The organism is Bacillus sp. LBA3-1-1.1 (genome assembly GCF_040676495.1).
GTDB classification, from domain to species: domain Bacteria; phylum Bacillota; class Bacilli; order Bacillales; family Bacillaceae_G; genus Bacillus_A; species Bacillus_A nitratireducens.
The window spans coordinates 41,873-62,425 of the sequence record NZ_JBEGIB010000006.1; the positions used below are offsets into that span (position 1 = coordinate 41,873).

20 protein-coding genes are annotated in these 20,553 nt (G+C 34.7%); 7 read left to right on the plus strand and 13 right to left on the minus strand.

Annotation, left to right across the window (positions count from 1 at the left end):
* Positions 1-15: 15 nt before the first annotated feature.
* From MRBLBA3_RS06940 to MRBLBA3_RS06950, 3 genes are all read right to left on the minus strand, one after another.
* Entirely contained in the window at positions 16-1,290 is a 1,275-nt protein-coding gene (locus tag MRBLBA3_RS06940; RefSeq protein ID WP_212089043.1) for an acetylornithine deacetylase, read from the minus strand.
* Between the two features lie 109 nt (positions 1,291-1,399).
* Complete coding sequence (locus tag MRBLBA3_RS06945; RefSeq protein ID WP_328023410.1) at positions 1,400-2,821, minus strand: amino acid permease; 1,422 nt, start codon at positions 2,819-2,821, stop codon at positions 1,400-1,402.
* A gap of 105 nt (positions 2,822-2,926) precedes the next feature.
* Positions 2,927-3,181: a biotin/lipoyl-containing protein gene (locus tag MRBLBA3_RS06950; RefSeq protein ID WP_000859494.1), complete on the minus strand. Its 255-nt coding sequence runs from the start codon at positions 3,179-3,181 to the stop codon at positions 2,927-2,929.
* Positions 3,182-3,483: 302 nt separating this feature from the next.
* Here MRBLBA3_RS06950 and MRBLBA3_RS06955 point away from each other — a divergent pair, with 302 nt between their 5' ends.
* Positions 3,484-4,887 carry a sigma-54 interaction domain-containing protein gene (locus MRBLBA3_RS06955; protein WP_212089041.1) on the plus strand — a complete coding sequence of 468 codons (1,404 nt, stop codon included), beginning with the start codon at positions 3,484-3,486 and terminating at the stop codon, positions 4,885-4,887.
* Positions 4,888-4,967: 80 nt separating this feature from the next.
* Positions 4,968-5,171, plus strand: coding sequence for a hypothetical protein (locus MRBLBA3_RS06960; protein ID WP_363380395.1), 204 nt, complete (start codon positions 4,968-4,970; stop codon positions 5,169-5,171).
* Between the two features lie 52 nt (positions 5,172-5,223).
* Here the strand turns inward: MRBLBA3_RS06960 and truA are convergent, their stop codons facing one another.
* From truA to MRBLBA3_RS06990, 6 genes are all read right to left on the minus strand, one after another.
* Positions 5,224-5,961 carry a tRNA pseudouridine(38-40) synthase TruA gene (truA, locus tag MRBLBA3_RS06965; RefSeq protein ID WP_212089038.1) on the minus strand — a complete coding sequence of 246 codons (738 nt, stop codon included), beginning with the start codon at positions 5,959-5,961 and terminating at the stop codon, positions 5,224-5,226.
* A gap of 56 nt (positions 5,962-6,017) precedes the next feature.
* A complete protein-coding gene (gene rlmD, locus MRBLBA3_RS06970) occupies positions 6,018-7,397 on the minus strand; it encodes a 23S rRNA (uracil(1939)-C(5))-methyltransferase RlmD (protein WP_328023408.1) in 1,380 nt (459 codons plus the stop codon).
* Positions 7,398-7,407: 10 nt separating this feature from the next.
* Complete coding sequence (locus MRBLBA3_RS06975) at positions 7,408-8,271, minus strand: DNA-3-methyladenine glycosylase family protein (protein WP_000269429.1); 864 nt, start codon at positions 8,269-8,271, stop codon at positions 7,408-7,410.
* Positions 8,272-8,330: 59 nt separating this feature from the next.
* Positions 8,331-9,113: a delta-lactam-biosynthetic de-N-acetylase gene (pdaA, locus tag MRBLBA3_RS06980; RefSeq protein WP_000875963.1), complete on the minus strand. Its 783-nt coding sequence runs from the start codon at positions 9,111-9,113 to the stop codon at positions 8,331-8,333.
* Between the two features lie 126 nt (positions 9,114-9,239).
* Positions 9,240-10,763: a class I fumarate hydratase gene (fumA, locus tag MRBLBA3_RS06985; protein WP_328023406.1), complete on the minus strand. Its 1,524-nt coding sequence runs from the start codon at positions 10,761-10,763 to the stop codon at positions 9,240-9,242.
* A 204-nt stretch (positions 10,764-10,967) separates the two neighbouring features.
* A complete protein-coding gene (locus MRBLBA3_RS06990; protein ID WP_000513558.1) occupies positions 10,968-11,150 on the minus strand; it encodes an SE1561 family protein in 183 nt (60 codons plus the stop codon).
* A 213-nt stretch (positions 11,151-11,363) separates the two neighbouring features.
* Between MRBLBA3_RS06990 and yfkAB the strand changes: the two genes are divergently transcribed.
* Positions 11,364-12,491 carry a radical SAM/CxCxxxxC motif protein YfkAB gene (yfkAB, locus tag MRBLBA3_RS06995; protein ID WP_000156002.1) on the plus strand — a complete coding sequence of 376 codons (1,128 nt, stop codon included), beginning with the start codon at positions 11,364-11,366 and terminating at the stop codon, positions 12,489-12,491.
* A 36-nt stretch (positions 12,492-12,527) separates the two neighbouring features.
* Here the strand turns inward: yfkAB and MRBLBA3_RS07000 are convergent, their stop codons facing one another.
* Positions 12,528-13,325, minus strand: coding sequence for a YfkD famly protein (locus MRBLBA3_RS07000; RefSeq protein ID WP_002094746.1), 798 nt, complete (start codon positions 13,323-13,325; stop codon positions 12,528-12,530).
* A gap of 81 nt (positions 13,326-13,406) precedes the next feature.
* Positions 13,407-14,462 carry a calcium/proton exchanger gene (cax, locus tag MRBLBA3_RS07005; protein ID WP_002094747.1) on the minus strand — a complete coding sequence of 352 codons (1,056 nt, stop codon included), beginning with the start codon at positions 14,460-14,462 and terminating at the stop codon, positions 13,407-13,409.
* A gap of 178 nt (positions 14,463-14,640) precedes the next feature.
* Here cax and MRBLBA3_RS07010 point away from each other — a divergent pair, with 178 nt between their 5' ends.
* From MRBLBA3_RS07010 to MRBLBA3_RS07020, 3 genes are all read left to right on the plus strand, one after another.
* Positions 14,641-15,057 carry a pyridoxamine 5'-phosphate oxidase family protein gene (locus MRBLBA3_RS07010; protein ID WP_044739906.1) on the plus strand — a complete coding sequence of 139 codons (417 nt, stop codon included), beginning with the start codon at positions 14,641-14,643 and terminating at the stop codon, positions 15,055-15,057.
* 153 nt (positions 15,058-15,210) lie between these two features.
* Entirely contained in the window at positions 15,211-15,357 is a 147-nt protein-coding gene (locus MRBLBA3_RS07015; protein WP_000817786.1) for a BH0509 family protein, read from the plus strand.
* Between the two features lie 106 nt (positions 15,358-15,463).
* Positions 15,464-15,892, plus strand: a complete 429-nt coding sequence (locus MRBLBA3_RS07020; RefSeq protein WP_000100300.1) for an EamA family transporter — start codon at positions 15,464-15,466, stop codon at positions 15,890-15,892.
* Between the two features lie 13 nt (positions 15,893-15,905).
* On the opposite strand, the gene MRBLBA3_RS07025 is transcribed toward MRBLBA3_RS07020, so the two are convergent.
* Complete coding sequence (locus tag MRBLBA3_RS07025) at positions 15,906-16,499, minus strand: DedA family protein (protein ID WP_000434851.1); 594 nt, start codon at positions 16,497-16,499, stop codon at positions 15,906-15,908.
* A 476-nt stretch (positions 16,500-16,975) separates the two neighbouring features.
* On the opposite strand from MRBLBA3_RS07025, the gene MRBLBA3_RS07030 reads away from it, so the two are divergent.
* Positions 16,976-19,747, plus strand: a complete 2,772-nt coding sequence (locus tag MRBLBA3_RS07030; RefSeq protein ID WP_212088949.1) for a GTP-binding protein — start codon at positions 16,976-16,978, stop codon at positions 19,745-19,747.
* 43 nt (positions 19,748-19,790) lie between these two features.
* Here the strand turns inward: MRBLBA3_RS07030 and lepB are convergent, their stop codons facing one another.
* Positions 19,791-20,327: a signal peptidase I gene (lepB, locus tag MRBLBA3_RS07035; RefSeq protein WP_000983287.1), complete on the minus strand. Its 537-nt coding sequence runs from the start codon at positions 20,325-20,327 to the stop codon at positions 19,791-19,793.
* Positions 20,328-20,553: the final 226 nt, after the last annotated feature.

A 20,553-nucleotide genomic window follows, 5' to 3' on the forward strand; every position in this document is an offset into this window, starting at 1 on the left:
GATCAAACTATTTTCTTATTTTTTCGTATGACACCATTCATATATGAACGCCGTTATCACTTTTGTAAATTCAATTAACTGTTCAACTTCAACTTTCTCATTTACAGAATGCGCTTCTTCTAGTGTACCCGGTCCATAAATAATCGCTGGAATGTGAAACTCACTAAACCAACCACCATCAGTTACCGTTGCAGACATATCTAAAATTGCATTTTTAGATAGAATAGATTCATGTACTGAACTAAGAGTTTTTACAGCTACATGTTCACTGTCTACTTCTAATGAAGGGAAAATTTCACCTCGATCAACAATCATTGACTCTCCGCCCCACTTAAATTGTAGTGGGTTCTCGCTTAACCATGGATCTGCTGCTGCCACTTTTCCTAAATACTCTTCTATTTCTTCTATTATTTGTTCATGCGTTTCATTTGGATAAAAGTGTACTGTTATCCATAATCGGCACTCATCCGCAATAAATGCTGCATGACGCCCTCCTTCAATGACAGCAGGATTAATTGTTGTCGTCCCTGATGGATATCCTTCATACGTTTTCATTACTGCCCAATGACGCTCTAACTCCTGTAAACTTTGAACAATTTTCATCATTTTCTCAATAGCACTCGCTCCAAATAAACGTCCTCCAGCATGAATCATCTGTCTACGTGTTGCATCATGAAACGTTTGTGGGCTTTTCACTGTAATCCATCCAGTAATTACGCCGCCCTGCCCTTGCATATGTAAATTACTTGTATCAACTACTACTGCAAAATCAGCATCATATCCACGCTTACAACATTGAAGTGTTCCGGCTTCTCCCACTTCTTCTCCGATTACCGATTGAAACATTAAGTCACCTGGCAATTCAATTCCCGCCTCTTCTAAAAGCTGAATTGCAAATAAGGCTCCAGCTAGTCCACCTTTCATATCTGCCGCGCCTCTCCCAACTAACCAACCATCTTTTATAAACGGCTCAAACGGATTTGTTTCCCACGCCTCATCTACCGATACTTCAGCTACATCCATATGGCCATTAATAATAAGACTTTTATATAACTCACTTTCCGTCCCTTTTTTTACCCCAACAACATTCGGATCATTTGGATATACATCCCATTTATCAATACTAAAATTTCGTTTTTTTAGAAACTCTGCAACAAATTCTTGCGCCTCATTTGTATTTCTCGCCGGCGGTGCTGGTGTTTCAAAACGAATTAAAGTTTTTGTAAGTTCTATTAGCTCCTCTTTTCGTAAATCAATCTGTTCTAATAGCTGTGAAACTTCTTGATTCATTGCTAATTCCCCTTTGCATACGTAGTATGTTTCCAGCTATATTGTCACAAAAAAAGAGACTGTTTACAATTTTACAGTCTCTTTTTTTTAGCATTAGTTTCTAATATATTTATAAACTTTCTGCTTCTGTTGTGTTTACTTTTTCAACATGTTCTATTTTGCTTCCCTTATTTTTTGTAGCACGATAAAACAGTAAACAAACAATCATAAATGGAATACCACAATACAATGCCATTCTTTGTTCCGGAATGAAAGCCATGCCAACAATTACTGTTAAATTTAATACTAACGCAAGAATTGGAACAAATGGATACAATGGTGTTTTAAATTTTAAGTCCTTAATATCCCCGCCCTGCTTTAAGTATGTCCTTCTAGCTAATAGGTTAGATAAAGCAATAGATGCCCAAACTAATATTGCTCCGAACCCTGCAATTGAAAGAAGCCATAAATAAACTGTATCTTCCGCATAAATACCTGATAGTAATGAGAGACACCCTACAATCGTGCTTACAATCAATGCATAAATAGGAACACCGTTTTTAGATAACTTACCAAAAATCGGGCTAATCATTCCTTGGTTAGACATCGACCATAGCATACGAGAAGTTGCATATAATCCTGAATTCGCAACTGATAGTACCGCTGTAATAATAACGAAATTTATAATATCAGCCGCATAAGGAATACCAATTTTATCAAATACAACTACGAATGGACTTTCTATCACGCCTGCTTGCTGCCAAGGAAATAGTCCCGCAAGAATAAAAATAGATAGTACAAAGAAAACAAGTATGCGCCAAACTGTATTATTAATTGCCTTCGGGATCGTTTTCTCTGGTTTTTCACTCTCACCAGCTGCAATACCAACTAGTTCTGTTCCTTGGAAGGAAAAATTAACTGCAATCATCGTAATTAAAATTGCTGATAATCCATTTGGGAACAATCCACCATAATCAGTAAAGCTAGAAAACATCGGTGCTGGTTCATTTCCTTTCATATCTAGAAAACCAAACATTGCTGCCCCGCCTAAAATGATAAATGCAATAATTGTAATTACTTTAATACTTGCAAACCAGAATTCAACCTCCGCAAAACTTCTTGAAGATAACGCATTAATAACAAAGAGCAATACGGCAAACACTACACACCAAATCCATGATGATACATCTGGAAACCAACGTTTCATTAATATACTAACTGCAATTAATTCAATGCCTATCGTAGCCGTCCAGTTTAGCCACGACATCCATCCCACTACATAACCCGCTGCAGGTGAAATATGTTTTGTAGCATATGTTTGATACGATCCTGCATCAGGCATCGCAACCGCTAATTCTCCAAGACAGAGCATCGTTAAATACATAACAAATCCACCGACAAGATACGCTACAATCGCTCCTCCAGGTCCAGCTTCATGAATTGTATAACTGGATCCTAAAAAAAGACCAGTACCAATAACACCTCCGAGTGCAATCATAAATATGTGCCGACTTTTCAATTCTCTTTTTAATCCTTGGTTTTGATCCATCATATAACTCCCCCCTTTTCACTTTGCAAACCCATTTAATGTAAGCGTTTTTAAAATTCTTCATAATAAAAATAATTATTAAAAAGTGCAAAATACATATTACTTCTATTAATCACTACCTGTTATTAATAGATCATCCCTTACTGTTATTAATAGTTTTTGATCAGCGATAGCTTGTCCTTCTACCACTTCTAAAGATTCGATATAACCACTGATTCCTACCTTAATTTCTACTTTCTGCTTATCTATCGTTTCAATTAACGCTAATTTCTCCCACTCATATACGTAAGAACTTTCAGTAACAAATAATTTCTCTACTTTTCCGTAACAAGGACTATACACGCCTTCTATAACCGTCTTCACTTAATAAATTCCTCCTCTTAATTAATTTGCACTGAAATGTCGCATACCCTATGAAAAGTTCTAATTCACCCACTCCTTCAATTTAAAGATTTCAATTATTATTTATGCAAGATACGTACCAACCTCAATATCTATATAAAAATTAAGATTTCGCACAAAAAAATCTACATAACCGCAAAATTTTTCTATCGTTTGAAAAGTTTTAAAAGAAAATAGCAAAAAAAATTTTGCGATTTTATGAGAATTTTAATAAAATTATAAAAAGTCAGTCTTCATAGGGTAAAACGAGGAGAAGATAATACATGCATACAGAAGAAATTAATTTTAAACAAATTACTGAAATGAATGCGCTATATGAAGCTTTACTCAATGAACTCGATATCGGGATTCATATTATTAATGAGGAAAGTAAAACGATTATCTATAACCGCAAAATGATGGAAATTGAATCAATGGACCGCTTAGATGTGCTATATAAAAGTCCTTTAGAGGTATTTGCATTTGAAGAAAATAAAAATAGTACTCTTATAGAGGCATTAAAATTTGGAAAAACCAAAAAAAATATAAAACAAACGTATTTTAACAATAAAGGGCAAGAAATTACGACGATTAACGATACTTTCCCTATAATAGAAAATGGAAAAATTAAAGGTGCTATTGAAATTTCAAAAGAGATTAGTCACTTAAAACAACCGATAAGAATGAGTCCTTCTCGAAAACAAAATAACAAGTTTACCTTTGATCACATAATCGGTGATTCTAGTGCTATTCAATCGGTCATTACAGAAGCAAAGCGGGTAATTCGTACCTCCTCATCCATACTTCTCATAGGAGAAACAGGGACCGGTAAAGAACTATTTGCACAAAGTATCCATAATGAAAGTCAGCGTTCAACAAAACCATTTATTTCACAAAACTGTGCCGCTATACCTGATACACTCATGGAAAGCTTATTATTTGGGACGAACCGAGGTGCATTTACAGGAGCTATCGATAAAGCTGGTTTATTTGAAGAAGCAAACGGAGGAACTTTGTTATTAGATGAGATTAACTCATTAAGTCCATCACTTCAAGCGAAGTTATTACGAGCTATACAAGAAAAAACAATACGAAGAATCGGAGGCACACAAGAAAAAGAAATTGATGTTCGTATTATAGCAACTATTAATGAAGATCCTCTTGAAGCTATTACGCACAATCGCTTAAGGGAAGACTTATATTACCGATTAAGCGTCGTTACTTTATGTCTTCCACCTTTACGTGAAAGAAAAGAAGATATTTCAGCTCTTATTCAGCACTTTATCGAAAAGTATAACACTCAATTTGGGCTCAGCGTAACGGATATAGATGTACATGTAAGAGAATTCTTTTATGCACACGATTGGCCCGGAAACGTACGGGAATTGGAACATATAATAGAAGGTTCAATGAACTTAATAGAAGATGAAAATATCATTACAGCGTTTCATCTTCCCACTCGCTTTCGCGAACGAATAAAAAAAGAATTCCATATACAACCTTCCCTAACTAGTCAGGATGCTGATACACCTAAAACTTTAAAGCGCACAATAGAAGAAATGGAAAAGAACTACATCAATCAAATCCTTAAAGAGAATCATGGTAATATCTCACAAGCGGCAAAGTTTTTAGGATTGAGTAGACAAAACTTACAATATCGAATAAAAAAACTGCATTTGCACATATAAAATGAACATACTACTAAGTGTAAAGGAATGGAAAATTTTGCTATAATAAACATATAACATGCTAGAAAGGGGCGATATATATGAGTAATGATAAAAAATTAAAGTTATTACAATACTTATACCTTCTTCCTGCCGTTCTATGTTTGATGTTATTCATTAATGCTGATATGAGCAGCTTTCCTTATGTAAAGCTCTTAGGAACAATTAGCGGCTCCTTTGCGGCTATTATGCTTGCTGCTTTTTGGAATTTGAAGCTACGTATGAAGAAAGAGAAATCTTCTTAATTTCAGAGTGCAAAAAAATCGAGCCTTATCAGCTCGATTTTTTTACTTATTATTAAAACTCAACATTCTCCAAATACAAACCACTCGCCTCAGCAAGGCAATTAATTTGATTGCGCTGTTTTCCCTCTAAAATGTTTGGAATTGCTTCAGCATCTAGTTGTCCTAATCCAACTTCAATTAATGCCCCAACAATTTTTCGTACCATGTTATGAAGGAATCCGTTACCACTTACTCTAATTTGTACAAATCCAGCCTCTTCCATCACTTCAAGTGTATATACTTCTCGAACCATAGACTTTTTCTTTGATTTCGCATTTGAAAAAGCAGTGAAGTCATGTGAACCAACTAAATGTTTCGCAGCTTCTTTCATGTTTTTCACATTTAATTGTTTATTCACGTGCATGCTGTATTTACGCATAAATGGGTTCGTATGCTCTTCATTCCAAATTTTATAAAGATATGTTTTTGCTTTAGAATTGTAACGAGCATGGAAACGATCTTGTACTTCTTCTACACTCATAATGCTAATATCATTGGGTAAATATTGATTTAAATATTTTTTCACTTTATGTTCCACTAACTTCTCATCACTTTGAAAGTTAGCAACTTGATTCAAAGCATGTACACCAGCGTCTGTTCTACTACAACCGATAATCTCAATTTCTTTTCCGACCATTTCAGATATGACACTTTCGATTTTTCCTTGAATCGTATTATCGTTATTACCGAGACGTTGCCATCCTTTAAAACGTGCACCATCGTACTGAATCGTTAATTTATAATTGTTCATTTTATTCTCCTTCATAGAAAATATTCCCTCATACCATGAGGAAATATTAATAAACTTTACTTTCTAACAAGCTTCACTACATTTTCTACATGAGCTGTATGTGGGAACATATCAACTGGTTGTACATATTCCACTTCATAACTCTTCATTAATGCTTGTACATCACGTGCTAATGAGGAAGGATTACAAGACACGTAAACAACTTGTTTCGGTTTCACTTTTAAAATCGTTTCCAGTAATTTATCATCGCAACCTGTACGCGGTGGATCGACAACAATTACATCTGGACGCCATCCTTCTTTTACCCACTTTGGTAACCATTGTTCTGCTTTACCTGCTTCATATTTTGTGTTTGTAAATCCGTGGCGTTTTGCATTTTTCTTTGCATCTTCAATCGCTTCTGGAATTACATCCATACCACGTACTTCTGCTGCATCATTCGCAAGCCAAAGACCAATTGTACCAACACCACAATACGCATCTACAATTTTCTCATTTCCTGTTAAAGCAGCTGCTTTTTTCGCTTCATCGTATAAAACAACCGTTTGCTCTGGATTCAATTGGAAGAATGCACGTGCTGATAATTCAAATGATAAATCACCAAGTGTTTCTTGAATTACTTCTTTTCCAGCTAATTTAAACGTTTTGTCGCCAAAAATAACAGATGTTTTACGCCAGTTTACGTTTTGCATAATTGATTTAACCGCTGGCATCTGTTTTTGTACTTCTGCAATAAATTGTTCTTTATTTGGCAATTCTTCTTTTGTTGTAATAAGTGTGACTTGTACTTCACCTGTTTGAACTGCAGTACGTGTCACAATTGTACGTACTAAACCTTTTTGTTTTTTCTCATTGTAAATAGAAACATTTAACTTTTCTAATATACGTCTTACAACTTTTGTCGCTTCATTCGTTGCCTTATGTTGAATCATACAATGAGAAATATCAATTAACTGATGTGAGTTTTGTTTATATAGCCCTGTAATAACCTTTTCATCTTTACGTCCCACTTGTAATTGACTTTTATTACGATAATGCCATGGATTTTCCATGCCAAGCGTTGGACGAATTTTCTCTTCTAGACTGTTATTCATGTACTTCTCGAATGCTTGTACAACGATATCACGCTTTTGATTTAATTGTTCGTTATAATCTAAATGTTGTAACTGACAGCCACCACACTCCTCATATACTGAACATGGTGCTTTCACACGATGTGGTGATGATTTACGAACTTTTTTCACTTTCGCTTCAGCGAAGCCACGCTGAATTTTCGTTGCTTCAGCAACAACTTCTTCTCCTGGTAATGCCCCTGGAATGAAAACAACTTGTCTCTTAAAATAACCAACGCCTTCTCCGTTAATCCCAAGACGTTTAATTGTCACAGGGAACGTTTGACCAACTTCCAACTTACTCTCATGTTGCTTTTGTATCATTATTACACCTCTACTCTATACTTTTCCATAAATATAACGCTGCATAACTGCAGTATGGTTCACACTCTTGTTTCACTTTTTCTAAAAATGCATCATCAGGTTTATCATCTAATTGAAATACACCTTGCACTGCGCGCTGAATTCCAATGTCTGCTTTTGGAAACATATTTTTTCGTCCAAGCCCAAACATTAAAAAGTTTTGCACTGTCCATGCTCCAATACCCCTTATTGGTAACAATTGTGCCGATACTTCTTCTTCTGTTTCATTTTCTATCCTTGCTAAATCTAATTTGCCGCCTACGATATGCTTTGCTAATCCTACTATATATTCGGCTTTTCGCTGACTAAACTTCTGCTCTCTCAATTCTTCTATTGAAATGTTCGCTACTCTTTCTGGTGTTGGGAAAAAGAAAACGCCATTCTTCTCTGTCCCATATCGTTTTACAAATTGATCTGTTAGCACAGTAGCAAATTTCAAATTTATTTGTTGATGAATAATACAGCGAAGAAGACAAGCGAAATAATCGAATTCTAAAATAATTGGAGTATAAGCATATGTTTCAAATAGTGGACGTAATGATGTGTTTAAAAAATGATTTTGTATATTTTGAAACGGTTCATTCCAGTGAAAAATGGATTTCATTCGTTTCATTACTTTTTCTTGATCTCCTGCCTGACTAGAGATCCAAAATTGTGGATTTTGAACAGTACCAATCCCTTGCAAACGAACAACAATCTGTTCTTCGTCTATAAAAAGCGGGATATAAATTACTTTCTCGTCTAATTGAATGACGTTTAACGGGTCGAAAGATAAACGCTTCAGCACTTCCTCAAAATGGTACGGATATTCTAACGTAACATGTTCGCTCCACATACGTTTCCCCATCCTTTTTACACATCATTATAGCATGAGAAAACCGCAAGCATACATGCTTACGGTTGATTGCTGTTTACTAAATCATCTAGGCTTTTAAAATGATACCCTTTATCGCGCAAATCATCAATGATTTTCGCAAGTGCTTCCGCATTATCTTTTGATATCGCATGAAGTAACAAAACAGATCCTGGATGAATCATAGTCATTACATTATTATGAGCGTATTGCCAACCTCTTTGCTGATCTACTTTCCAATCAAGAAATGCAAGCGACCAAAACACATTATAGTATCCCATTTCTTTCGTAAGAGCTAGCGTTCGCTCACTAAACACGCCTCGCGGAGGACGTACATATTTCACTTCTTTTTGTCCTGTCACTTTTTTAATTTCTTCCGTTACACTTGTTAATTCTTCACGAAGTTTTGCATCGTTTACTGCTGTAAAATCAGGGTGACTCCAAGAATGATTACCAATAATATGTCCTTCATTTTTCATTCTTAATAATAAATCTTTTTGTGTTTTTATATAGTGCCCCGTCACAAAGAAAGTTGCGGGTACTTTTTTCTCCTTCAGTACATCTAAAATCTTTCCTGTATATCCATTTTCGTATCCATTATCGAATGTTAAATAAATGTCTTTTTTCTTCGTATCACCTAAGTAAAATCCACCATTTTTTTGTAGTAATTCTGTATATAATTTCCCTGCATCTGGCACCGTTTCATTTTTAGGGCGTGGAATCCCCCAGTTATGTGGTGTATTCGTATAAGCAAATGTTGAAACTGGAACAAGTGCCATCATAATTGAAAAAATGAGACCTATATATAACCATTTATATTTCATAAATAGTCTCCTTTCCATATATAATCGTACCTGTAGTTTCTGTTTTCACTCTTTCTTTCATGCTGAACATGTTTTTCTATATATACCAAAAAAATACACCTCGAATGATTCGAGGTGTATTTCTCTTTACTTAAATACAGGTTCTTTAAAGCTCGCCAATTTTTCAAGTGATGTTTTATCTACATCAGCATGTAGGCTTTTCCCATGAGAATCCATCGTTACAACTGCTTTAAAACCATTGATACGTAAATGCCACATTGCTTCTGGGATACCGAATTGTAAGAAATCAACATCTTTCACTTCTTTAATACATTCAGCATAATATTGTGCTGCACCACCAATTGCATTTAAGTACACACCACCGTGTTCTTCTAAAGCAGCTAATGTTTTAGCACCCATACCACCCTTACCAATTACAGCACGAATACCGAACTTTTTCATAATATCGCCTTGATATGGCTCTTCACGGATACTTGTCGTTGGACCTGCCGCTTTAATTTGCCAATTATCATTTTCATCTTTCACTACAACTGGACCACAGTGATAAATAATTTGTCCATTTAAATCTACTGGACAATCGTTATCCATTAAATGTTTATGAATTGCATCACGTCCTGTATACATCATGCCGTTAATTGTAACAACATCCCCAACACGAAGTTCACGAATTTGCTCTTCTGTAATTGGAGCTTGTAATACGATTTCGCGCTGCTCTGATTGTTCTTGTGTAGCTTCTTGCTGAAGTGTATCTTCACCTTCTTGGTATAACCAATCCATAATTTCTCCTGTTTCAGGATGGATTTTTACACCAAGGCGGCGATATGCCCAGCAATTATACGCAACAGATACATAGAAGCTAGCTGGCAGGCGATTATATACGCCAATTTTACAACCAAGTAAAGTTGTTTCTCCGCCGAATCCCATCGTACCAATGCCAAGTTTATTCGCATTTTCTAATACGTACTCTTCAAGTTTTTGTAACTCTGGTACTGGATTAACATCATCTAATGTACGGAATAATTGATTTTTTGCTAATTCGTAACCTGATGTTCGGTCTCCCCCGATACCAACACCAATTACACCTGCACTACATCCTTGGCCTTGTGCTTGATATACAGCATGAAGAAGGCATTTACGAATTCCTTCTAAATCACGACCTGCACGTCCAAGCCCTTCTAATTCACACGGTAAGCTATATTGAATATTTTTATTCTCACATCCGCCGCCCTTTAAAATTAAACGTGCATCAATGTAATCTTTTTCCCATTGCTCAAACTTAATAACTGGTGTTCCCGGTCCTAAATTGTTTCCACTATTATCTCCAAAAAGAGAATCAACCGAGTTAGGACGAAGTTTACCATCTTTTGTCGCCCGCTCAAGCGCACTATAGATAGCTTCCTTCAGTTTTAATTGATTCACACCAACTGGTGTATAAATTTTAAACGTTGGCATCCCTGTATCTTGGCAAATCGGCGAGATATTATCATCTGCCATTTTAATGTTATTCGTAATTGTGCCAAGTGCCATCGCTGAACGAGTCCCTGCGTTTTCTCGCTCTTTCGCTTGTTGAATCGCACGACGAACATCTTTCGGTAAGTTCGTTGACGTTTCAACAACTAGTTGATACATGCTTTCTTGAAGCTTTTCCATTGTTACTTCCCCCTCAATTGTGAACGCTACCAAAACGTTATGAGATGAAAATTCCATTGTTATGCTCTTTAGCTTTTTATTTATCACGCTGTTAAAGTATAAATGAAATTTTTCACAACTTGATTATACCTTTTTTTCTATATTCCTTCTATTATCCGTACAGAAAAAGGCTACCAATTTTGTATTGGCAGCCTTTTTAATATATTATTCGTCTTTTTTAAATTGCTCACATTTTAATTCTAATTCATCTAACATCGCAAGAAGACGATCTACATCTTCTAACTCTACTTCTTCAGGTTCAATTGTATCAATTACTTCAATGAACATATTTAAACGCTCTTTTAAATATACTAATTGTGTATCTTTATCTTGAATTGCTTTTCCCATGAAGGCACTCTCCTTTTAATTCGAGTTGCTTTTATTATACCGCAAAAATGATTGCTATGGGCATGTAATTTCATCGATTTTGTAACAGTAATTCATTCTAATGTAAGCCCTCTCTCTTTTTTCACAAAAAAGTTTCACTTTATAAAAAGCACATATTCTTCTATTATAGAGAATGGACAAATTGTTATTTCAATAGTCAAAGGAGTATTTCATATGACGATATCACAAATAATGAAGCCGATTACTCCTTCTTACGATCCATGGGAAGCGTATATGGACCTTGAAGAGTACGGCAAACTACTATTAACAAACGTTGAGTTCACAACGACAACGTTATGCAATATGCGTTGCGAGCATTGCGCTGTTGGTTACACATTACAGCCGAAAGATCCAAATCCGCTTCCGATGGAGCTTTTATTAAAACGATTAGATGAGATTCCTCATTTACGTTCTTTAAGTATTACAGGCGGAGAACCTATGCTTTCAAAAAAATCCGTCGACAATTATGTAACACCACTCTTAAAATATGCCCATGAACGAGGCGTTCGCACTCAAATCAACTCAAACTTAACTATAGATTTAGCACGTTACGAACAAATTATTCCCTACTTAGATGTATTGCATATTTCACATAACTGGGGAACAATTGATGACTTCGTTGAAGGCGGATTTGCAATGATGGAGCGTAAACCTACTTATGAACAACGCGCAAAATTATTCGAAAGAATGATTACAAATAGTAAAGCTCTATCAAATGCAGGTGTACTCGTATCAGCAGAAACAATGTTAAACAAAAGAACTCTACCACATATGGAACATATTCATCGTCAAATTGTCGAAGAAATGGGATGTAAGCGTCATGAGGTTCATCCGATGTATCCAAGTGACTTCGCGAGCAATTTAGAAATTTTAACGAAAGCTGAAATTCGTGATGCAATTGAGCATTTACTAGAAATTCGCGATGAAAATGTATGGATGTTATTCGGAACATTACCTTTCTATGCTTGCAGTGATGATGAGCGAGACATCGCTACATTTAAAAAATTACAAGAAAGCAAAAATGTAACAGTTCGTAATGACCCGGATGGCCGTTCTCGTTTAAACGTAAATATCTTCGATGGAAATATTATTGTGACGGACTTTGGTGATGTTCCACTTCTAGGAAACATACAAACAAACACATTACAAGAAGCGTATGAAAAATGGAGCGCTTCAAAAACAGCAAAATCATTAAGCTGTCACTGTCCTGCAGTAAAATGTCTTGGACCAAATGTTCTTGTAAAAAACAGCTACTATCCGACAGAAGATTTCTTATCAAAAACAGCAAATATTACATTATAAATAGAAACGTCAGCTTATAAGCTGACGTTTTTCATGTTATTGCGAATGCGATGAAGAAATAAATTTAAAAAACAAATGATCATGAATTGGAATAGCCGCCCCAATTCCTTGAGATGTAATATTTTTCACGACAAGCCTTTTTTGATTCCCTTTTAACACAAGGTAGACTTCGCCAAATGTTACTTTTCCTTTTTCATTTACCGCTGGTGTATAAGCGTATAAATATCCAAGTTGACTCGGACTAATATTATATACACGCTCATGTCCTGTACCATAACCAATGGTCGTTTTAAATGAAAGTGGCAATTGTACTTTTTCAAGCGCTTTTAAAAGCATCATTTTTTTCACATCTGCAGCATCTTTCATATCTGCTGTTAAATCACCTTCGATTGTCTTTTGGGTTTCTTGTTTGTAGCGAAGTGGATATAAGCGATCCCCCCCGCGATTGTCATATACATTTCGATTCACTTGCTTATATTCCCAGTTAATCGATGTATCTATTGATTCATAATTTAATGCCCATTGACCTAAATAAATTTTCGCTCGGTATCCTACTGCAAGTGGTGCATTCGAAATTGTTGTTTCATTGAACATTCGAATTAAATCAGGGTTTTCAATTTTGATATTTGCTGTTTTCAATAGTTCTTGCGCAAACTTACTTGGCTGTAAACGCGGCAAATCTTGTGCGTCATTTGGAAATGTATTATCTTTTGAAATATTTAAAACAGATGAAGGCATTTTTACTTCTACCGTTGTCTTTGCAAAACTACTGTTAGGAAATAATAAAATAAACGAGACCATGGTTGAAAGACATATGCTGTATACTCGTTTCACCTGCCTGGCTCCTTCCTACATAAAGGTATATATACTACTTTGTTTATTGTTTTCTCTGGGCACAATTGTTATGCCTATTTTTCATAATAAATAAAAACCAATTCCCATAATGACATACGCCGCTAATAAAGTGCCTCCTTCAAACCAGTTTGTATCCCCATCATTTGAAATCGCAATCGTTAAGAAAACGGCTGTAATCATGGACACAAGTTCTGGTATTGTAAATACTAAAGGCATCCTTTGTGCAAAGAACATAGATAGTAGTACTAATACAGGAGCAACAAACATCGCGATTTGTAATGTAGAACCTACTGCAATTTCTACTGCGATATTCACTTTATTTTTATACGCCATAATAATCGCAGATGCATGTTCTGCTGCATTACCAACAATTGCAACGATAATAACCCCGATAAATAACTCCGACCAGCCAAACGACTTTGCGACCGTTTCAAAAGTATGTACGAGAGCCTCAGACACATAAGCAACTGCAAGTGTTGCTATCGCTAAAATGAGTAACGCTTTACCTTTGGACCACTCTGGCTCTTCCTCATGCGCTACTTCATCACTTTTATGTTGATATACACCACGGTGCGTAACTAACTTAAATAACAATGCAGCAAGGTACATAATAATCATGATAATAGAAACACCAATACTTAATTGATACGTCTTTCCAGCATCCATCTTCATTGAAAAAATCTCTGGAATAACAAAGGCTACAACAACAGCAAATATTAATAAAGCTGAATTATGCCTTGCATCATAAACATTGAAGCTTTGCCTTTTATACTTAAGGCCACCTATAAAGAAAGATAACCCTCCTACCAGTAATAAGTTTCCAAGTACAGAACCAGTTAAGGAAGCTAAAACAACTTCTGTTAATCCTGCCTGAAGTGCAAAAATTGAAATGATAAGTTCAACAGCATTACCGAAAGTTGCATTCAATAAGCCACCTATCCGGGGCCCAGAAACGATTGCTAAACTTTCTGTTGCTCTCCCCATAAACCCCGCTAATGCGATAATCGTAATGCAATATACAGCAAACATAATTGTTTGAGGCCAATGCATTGTTTTTCCGAGTACAGAAAGTGGTACACCTATAAGCGCTACTATAAGAAATATTTTATTAAACATGCTTTCCATCCTTCCATCGTATGTATTTCTCCTCATCATTAATATTATTCTTCTCCTAACTTGTCTGATTTCATCACAATTACGTTTAAAAAATCGGGTTGAAGAAAACAGTATGAAAGATATTTAAATTGTTTTGTTTAGACGAAACAATTACAAATTATGAAAAGAGGTTAAAACCATGCACTTAAAAGAAAAAATCGCAACGATTATTCAAGGACAAAGAACAGGTGTGTTATCTACTGTACGTAATGAGAAGCCGCATAGCGCTTTTATGATGTTTTTCCATGAAGATTTTGTACTATACGTTGCAACAGATCGAAATTCAAAAAAAATAGCAGATATCGAAAAAAATCCAAATGTACATGTACTGCTCGGACGAGAGGGAAAGAAATTAGATGAAGATTACATTGAAGTTGAAGGTATAGCTTCCATCGAAGAAGATCAAACATTAAAAAACAAATTTTGGACTAATAGCTTAAAACGCTGGTTACTCGGTGCGGAAGATCCTAATTATGTACTAATTAAAATCAATCCTGACACAATTTATTACATCGATAGTGCCGGTACGACCGAGCCTGAGTTTTTACGACTTTAAAATGAAAACAAGCCCTTTAAGTGGGCTTGTTTTGTCGAAAAGTTCTTCTAAAAAAAATAATAAAATAGGTGGAACTTTCTAAAGATTCTGTTATATAATAGCAGTAACTTAAATAAACTGTATTAAAACAGATTGAGGGGAGAAATAAAATTGATGAAAAGAGAAGAACGAAAAAACATGATTGAGTTTATCGAAAAGAAAAAAGGGATTGAACGTGACGAATTATTATTTATGACTGATGATGAAGTAGAGCATATTTATAATGTAACGTACTTTTTATATGAGGAAATTGCAGAGTAGTATAATAATCCCCACCTTATTAAAAAATATAAGGTGGGGATTATTTCGTTTTTATACATGAGAATGATTTTCATGTATAAAAATGTAAGATTGGAGGAATTTTACTATGAGCTCATGGCTATTATTCGCACTATTATCAGCAATTGCTGCTGCCCTCGTATCTATTTTTGGAAAAATCGGCTTAGATGGAATCGATGCCAACGTTGCAACGACGATTCGTTCTATTATTATGGCATTATTTATGGTAGGGGTTATTATTATACAAGGTAAATTTCAAAATATCGGTGATGTCCTCCTAAATAAAAAAGCACTGCTATTTATCACATTAAGTGGAATCGCTGGTGCTTCGTCATGGCTATTTTATTTTCTTGCATTAAAAACAGGCAAAGTCTCACAAGTAGCACCTATCGATAAATTAAGTGTAGTATTTTCCATTATTCTCGCGATGATTATATTAGGTGAAAAGTTAAACTTTATGACTGGTATTGGTGTATTATTTATTACAGCTGGTGTATTATTTATTGCTTTCAGCTAAAAAACCGCTATTATTAGCGGTTTTTTCTTTTCCTTATATAAATCCACACAATCAATGCTACAATTGCCGAAACTAATAAAATCCATATTCCATAATGATGTAAACTATATTCAACAAAGCGCCACTTCTCTCCCAGTTTCCAACCTAGGCCAATAAAAACACTTATCCAAATGAGCGCACCACCGTAGGCATACAAACAAAATCGCCACAATGTTAAATTTGAAACTCCAGCAAAATATGCTGTTAAATGACGTACTCCTGGTATAAAGTATCCAATCATTAAAAGAAATGGACCGTATTTTTCAAATAAAATATGTGTTTTTTCAATATGATGTTCCTTAATTCTAATTTTCGGGCCATATTTTTTTAAAACAGGGAGCCCAAGTTTTAATCCTAATATGTAACTTAATGTAATGCCAAGCATTGCACCTGCCATTCCACTTAAAAAAGCAGCTGTTCCTGACATAACTCCTTTTGAAATGTTATAGCCTATAAAAGTCAATAAAAACTCATCCGGTATAGGTAACCCAACAATCCCGCCAGCTAAAGCTATAATAATTCCAAAATACCCATAATGTGCGATTAACTCGCCAATATGTTGCTCCATTCGGAAGACACATCCTATGCACGATCGTTATTCCATATTGTGCCCGTTCTATCTTCAAGCCAAACATGGTATACATATTCACTATACATTGTTTTTATAATGAACTCTACTTCTATTCCGTTCCTTTAACAGAGATTGAATCCGTAGTTTTTTGTCCCTCCCCACCGATTATTAACCTGCACCAATCGGGATTTTACGGGCAGCTGGGTTGCCACTTAACTTCCTTGCATTCGCTAATTTTTGGAGTAGGAGTCTTACTGCCTATAAATAGCCAGATTAAAAAATAAAAATTCATAGGCTTATTTTTTTGTTACAATAAAGGAAAGTTACTTTTTGCAACGGTTTAACTCTCAGGAAAAATGATATATCTAGCAAAAACATAGTTTGGTCTATATAATGCAACTTCTACCTATTTGAGTAACATGCACCCTTTTACATACACCATCATTTTTCTAAATTATACAGGGGGAACGAACATGACCATTGAAAAACAATTTATCCAAAAGATTTACTATAAAACATTTTTAACAGAAGACTCTTCCATCCCGGTAACGGAAGTACTCGGTGAAGCATATATAAATGAATCAAAAAATGAATTCTCCAATATATCTAATATTCGCTTCGCACAAGGTGAAGTTTATTTTCAAACTAAAGACTTTGAAGCCGCTATATTCAAATGGGAGAAAGTAAATAATGAACTTGCTCTCTGGGCCATGAAGAATATTGCAGATGCTTATTTCGAATTAGATTTCTTACCAAAAGCAGAAGAAATTTATAAATCTATCCAAACAGAAGATACAACTCTTACGATGGAAGTTTCCCTACAACTTCTTTCTCTTTATATCGAGCAAAATCGTTTAGGTCTAGCATTTAAGACGATTAGTGACGCTGTTGCGTTTCAACCGGACTATCCAAATATTACTGCAATCGCTCGATCGTTCTATGAAAAACAAGAAGATTGGAATAATGCTATTGAACTAGCGGTTCAAGAAGGAATTCGAACAAAATCATTACACTGGTTTGATACTTTAATCAATTATGTAAACAGAGGCTTTACTAACAAAATAAAACCTGAGTATTTCTATGAATCTTTAAAAGCCTTATATGCTATCGATCAAGTTCAATTTAAAGAGCTTGTTATTTCACTTTGGAACAGCTATGAAAATGAATCATTCCATCTACCTTGGATTCAAACAATAAATCACTTATTCTTACATATTGAAGTAGATGCTAATGACGATTGGAATGAAATTTCTACTCGCTATCAAGAGACTTACTTCGAATTAATTACTGGACAACATTTCATGCACGAATTACAAGGACTTGTACCAGATTTATTAACAAATTGGTTTAGTTTAACGAAAACGGAAGATTCTTTACTTGTCTCCGCAGCAGTATTAGCATGGAATGAAGTTTCACCGACAACTCTAGAATCATTACTTGTAAAAAGCGCAGGTGCCTTACTTTCAAATACATCAGCTCATTCAAATGTTGATATGGCAGACGTATCAGCATTATTTGAAACGATTGCTGTATGGGCTGAGAAGAATGATGTAGATTTAGGTCATCAATTCACACTGCTTGTTCGTGAGTTATACGATTTAAACGTTGCACAACTTCTAGTAGCAGGAGCTAGCGATTATGATAAATCAGCCTTTATTAACTCTATACTAGGCGAAAATATATTAAATGAGACTATAACAACTGCAATTACATTTAAAGATGATAGTCAAACTGCAATAACTGAGCTTACAGAGCTAGATATACGAAATATACCAAACTTTGACGAGCTTCATAACATACTAGCGGTACCTTCTCAGTTAGAACTAGAAAACAAATGTATTGAAGTTAAATTACCAAGTAGATTTTTACGAAAAAATAAGTTTTCATTCCTTGTCACACCTACTATGCATGGACAACTTGACAAAAACAGCTCTCATTTCGAATACTTACAGGCAGCAGATAGTCTCATCTATGTACTAAATTCAGCTTCACCATTACATAATGACGAGCTCGATACATTACTATATATTCGTGAGCAAGTACCAAATTTACAGATTCAATTCATCTTACAAACAATTGATGCGAATACTAGTGAAAACATCACGAACAACATTAAGAAGAAAATACTCGTACATTTCCCAGAAGCACAATTTTTCCCTTACTCTCCTTCCCAAGAGAGTAGTGAACAGCTAGGTAATGTAACTGACTCTATTCTTTCTAACCTTACTCAGCGTAATGTGGAAAAAGAACGCATTGAAAAACTATTATGGTTTATCCAAAAAACAATTGCATACCTTTTAAATGAACGTGTGGAATTAGAAAATACGTTAGTGAAATCAGTCCGCTGGAATAAGCATATTTTAGTAAAACTTGATGGTTTTATTAATAATCTTACTGCTATCCAAAAAGATAAAATTCGTTCTATTACAGAATCTTATCTTTTAACAAAAGAAGAGATTACGCAGGATATACATTCTCAAATCCCTGAATTGTTGCAGAGTTGCTCTGATCTTGTTCAAGAAGATAGTGATTTCAAATTAGTCCATGAAGAGCTAAATGTAGCAATGAATGAAAGAATTCAAAAGCATGTACAGCAAGTGCTTCTTCCTAAGTTTACTGGGTCTATTCAAGACTGGATTGAAACTGCTCATAATGAATTCATCCAAGCTCAGGCTTATTTAGATGAAATGGGCGATACCTTTAATAAACTCTATGAGGAAGAGCGTATTAAACTTCCGTGCGATTTCAAATTACTAGATGACTGGGATAGAGATGTTGCAAGAATGACGAACAGAATTACAGTGGCTAACATCAATATTTTATTACGCTTTACACCAACACAATTTTTCTTGAAAAGTGCAGGGAAATTATTCGGTAATATGCAAAAAAACCAGTCTATGCTATCAAATAAATATAAACAATATATTGAAACAGAAGATTACACTGAAGTTGCTCAGATGATTTCCAAACAATTCTTCCTTCAATTTGAAGTATTTGAAGGTGCGCTAGAACGTGATATCATGATGTTCTTTAAAGAACCTCTTAGCATATTGAAACAAACTGTAGAAGCGGCTCAACTTGAAATACAAGAAGATGAGCAAACATTAACAAAGCTAAGAACCAACCCAGAAACTTATCATGATCCTTTAACACTATTTAAATTGCAATTATTACAAAAAAAATTCATGTTAAATATTGAAACTATCGCTTCACAAGAAACAATAAATACAACACCAACTGTTTAAATAAGAAAAACCAAGCAACTAATTCGCTTGGTTTTTCTTATTTTTAATTTACAATTTTCACATGTTCAAATGGGTAATATATCGCCATGAGCTTTCCTAATACTTCTGTTCTATCAATGAGTCCTAAGCCGTTCCTACTATCCCTACTAACTAAACGATTATCTCCCATCACAAAAATTTTATTTTTAGGAATTGTAATCGGTCCAAAGTCTTCTGTTAAATTGATAAGTAATTTTTCTGCCTGTTTTTTATTATTATTTAAATACTCTTCGTTTTTCACTTGATGATTAACATATAATTGATCATTCTTCATTTCAATTACATCTCCTGGCAATCCAATAACTCTCTTCACGTAGAAATTATCTGTCTTCACGACAATAATATCCTCTCTCTCATAACTTTCAAATCTCTTGGCAAGTTTATTAATGATTACTTTATCTCCATCTTGTAACGTCGGCCTCATCGATGCTCCTTTTACAGTCGTAGGAAAAAACAAAAAGATTTTTGCCAAAAACACTAATAAACATGCTATTGCAATTATTTCAAAGAACTCACGCAAACGTTTTTTCTTTTGCATCATTCCACCATCTCATCATCTTTTTATTTTTATTATAAATACTCCGACTGATGAATTTCCACAAAATTCTGAATTATAATATTGTAATATTACAAATATAAAAATAATAATCCTCATAAATTTACTATTCTTATATATTACTAGATAGGCATTTCCCTATGGAATTCCTGCTTACTAAATATAATACGCTGCATAAATAAAACAAACAAATATAGTAGCATAGCAATAA

Bases quoted from the DNA above. Each gene is read 5' to 3' on its own strand.
- MRBLBA3_RS07015 (WP_000817786.1), top strand. From the start codon at position 15,211: ATGAAAAGAGAAGAACGAAAAAACATGATTGAGTTTATCGAAAAGAAA.
- lepB (WP_000983287.1), bottom strand. From the start codon at position 20,327: ATGATGCAAAAGAAAAAACGTTTGCGTGAGTTCTTTGAAATAATTGCA.
- pdaA (WP_000875963.1), bottom strand. From the start codon at position 9,113: ATGAAATATAAATGGTTATATATAGGTCTCATTTTTTCAATTATGATG.
- MRBLBA3_RS07010 (WP_044739906.1), top strand. From the start codon at position 14,641: ATGCACTTAAAAGAAAAAATCGCAACGATTATTCAAGGACAAAGAACA.
- cax (WP_002094747.1), bottom strand. From the start codon at position 14,462: ATGTTTAATAAAATATTTCTTATAGTAGCGCTTATAGGTGTACCACTT.
- MRBLBA3_RS06990 (WP_000513558.1), bottom strand. From the start codon at position 11,150: ATGGGAAAAGCAATTCAAGATAAAGATACACAATTAGTATATTTAAAA.
- MRBLBA3_RS07020 (WP_000100300.1), top strand. From the start codon at position 15,464: ATGAGCTCATGGCTATTATTCGCACTATTATCAGCAATTGCTGCTGCC.
- MRBLBA3_RS07025 (WP_000434851.1), bottom strand. From the start codon at position 16,499: ATGGAGCAACATATTGGCGAGTTAATCGCACATTATGGGTATTTTGGA.
- MRBLBA3_RS06940 (WP_212089043.1), bottom strand. From the start codon at position 1,290: ATGAATCAAGAAGTTTCACAGCTATTAGAACAGATTGATTTACGAAAA.
- rlmD (WP_328023408.1), bottom strand. From the start codon at position 7,397: ATGATACAAAAGCAACATGAGAGTAAGTTGGAAGTTGGTCAAACGTTC.
- fumA (WP_328023406.1), bottom strand. From the start codon at position 10,763: ATGGAAAAGCTTCAAGAAAGCATGTATCAACTAGTTGTTGAAACGTCA.
- yfkAB (WP_000156002.1), top strand. From the start codon at position 11,364: ATGACGATATCACAAATAATGAAGCCGATTACTCCTTCTTACGATCCA.
- MRBLBA3_RS06945 (WP_328023410.1), bottom strand. From the start codon at position 2,821: ATGATGGATCAAAACCAAGGATTAAAAAGAGAATTGAAAAGTCGGCAC.
- truA (WP_212089038.1), bottom strand. From the start codon at position 5,961: ATGAACAATTATAAATTAACGATTCAGTACGATGGTGCACGTTTTAAA.
- MRBLBA3_RS06975 (WP_000269429.1), bottom strand. From the start codon at position 8,271: ATGTGGAGCGAACATGTTACGTTAGAATATCCGTACCATTTTGAGGAA.
- MRBLBA3_RS07030 (WP_212088949.1), top strand. From the start codon at position 16,976: ATGACCATTGAAAAACAATTTATCCAAAAGATTTACTATAAAACATTT.
- MRBLBA3_RS06960 (WP_363380395.1), top strand. From the start codon at position 4,968: ATGAGTAATGATAAAAAATTAAAGTTATTACAATACTTATACCTTCTT.
- MRBLBA3_RS06955 (WP_212089041.1), top strand. From the start codon at position 3,484: ATGCATACAGAAGAAATTAATTTTAAACAAATTACTGAAATGAATGCG.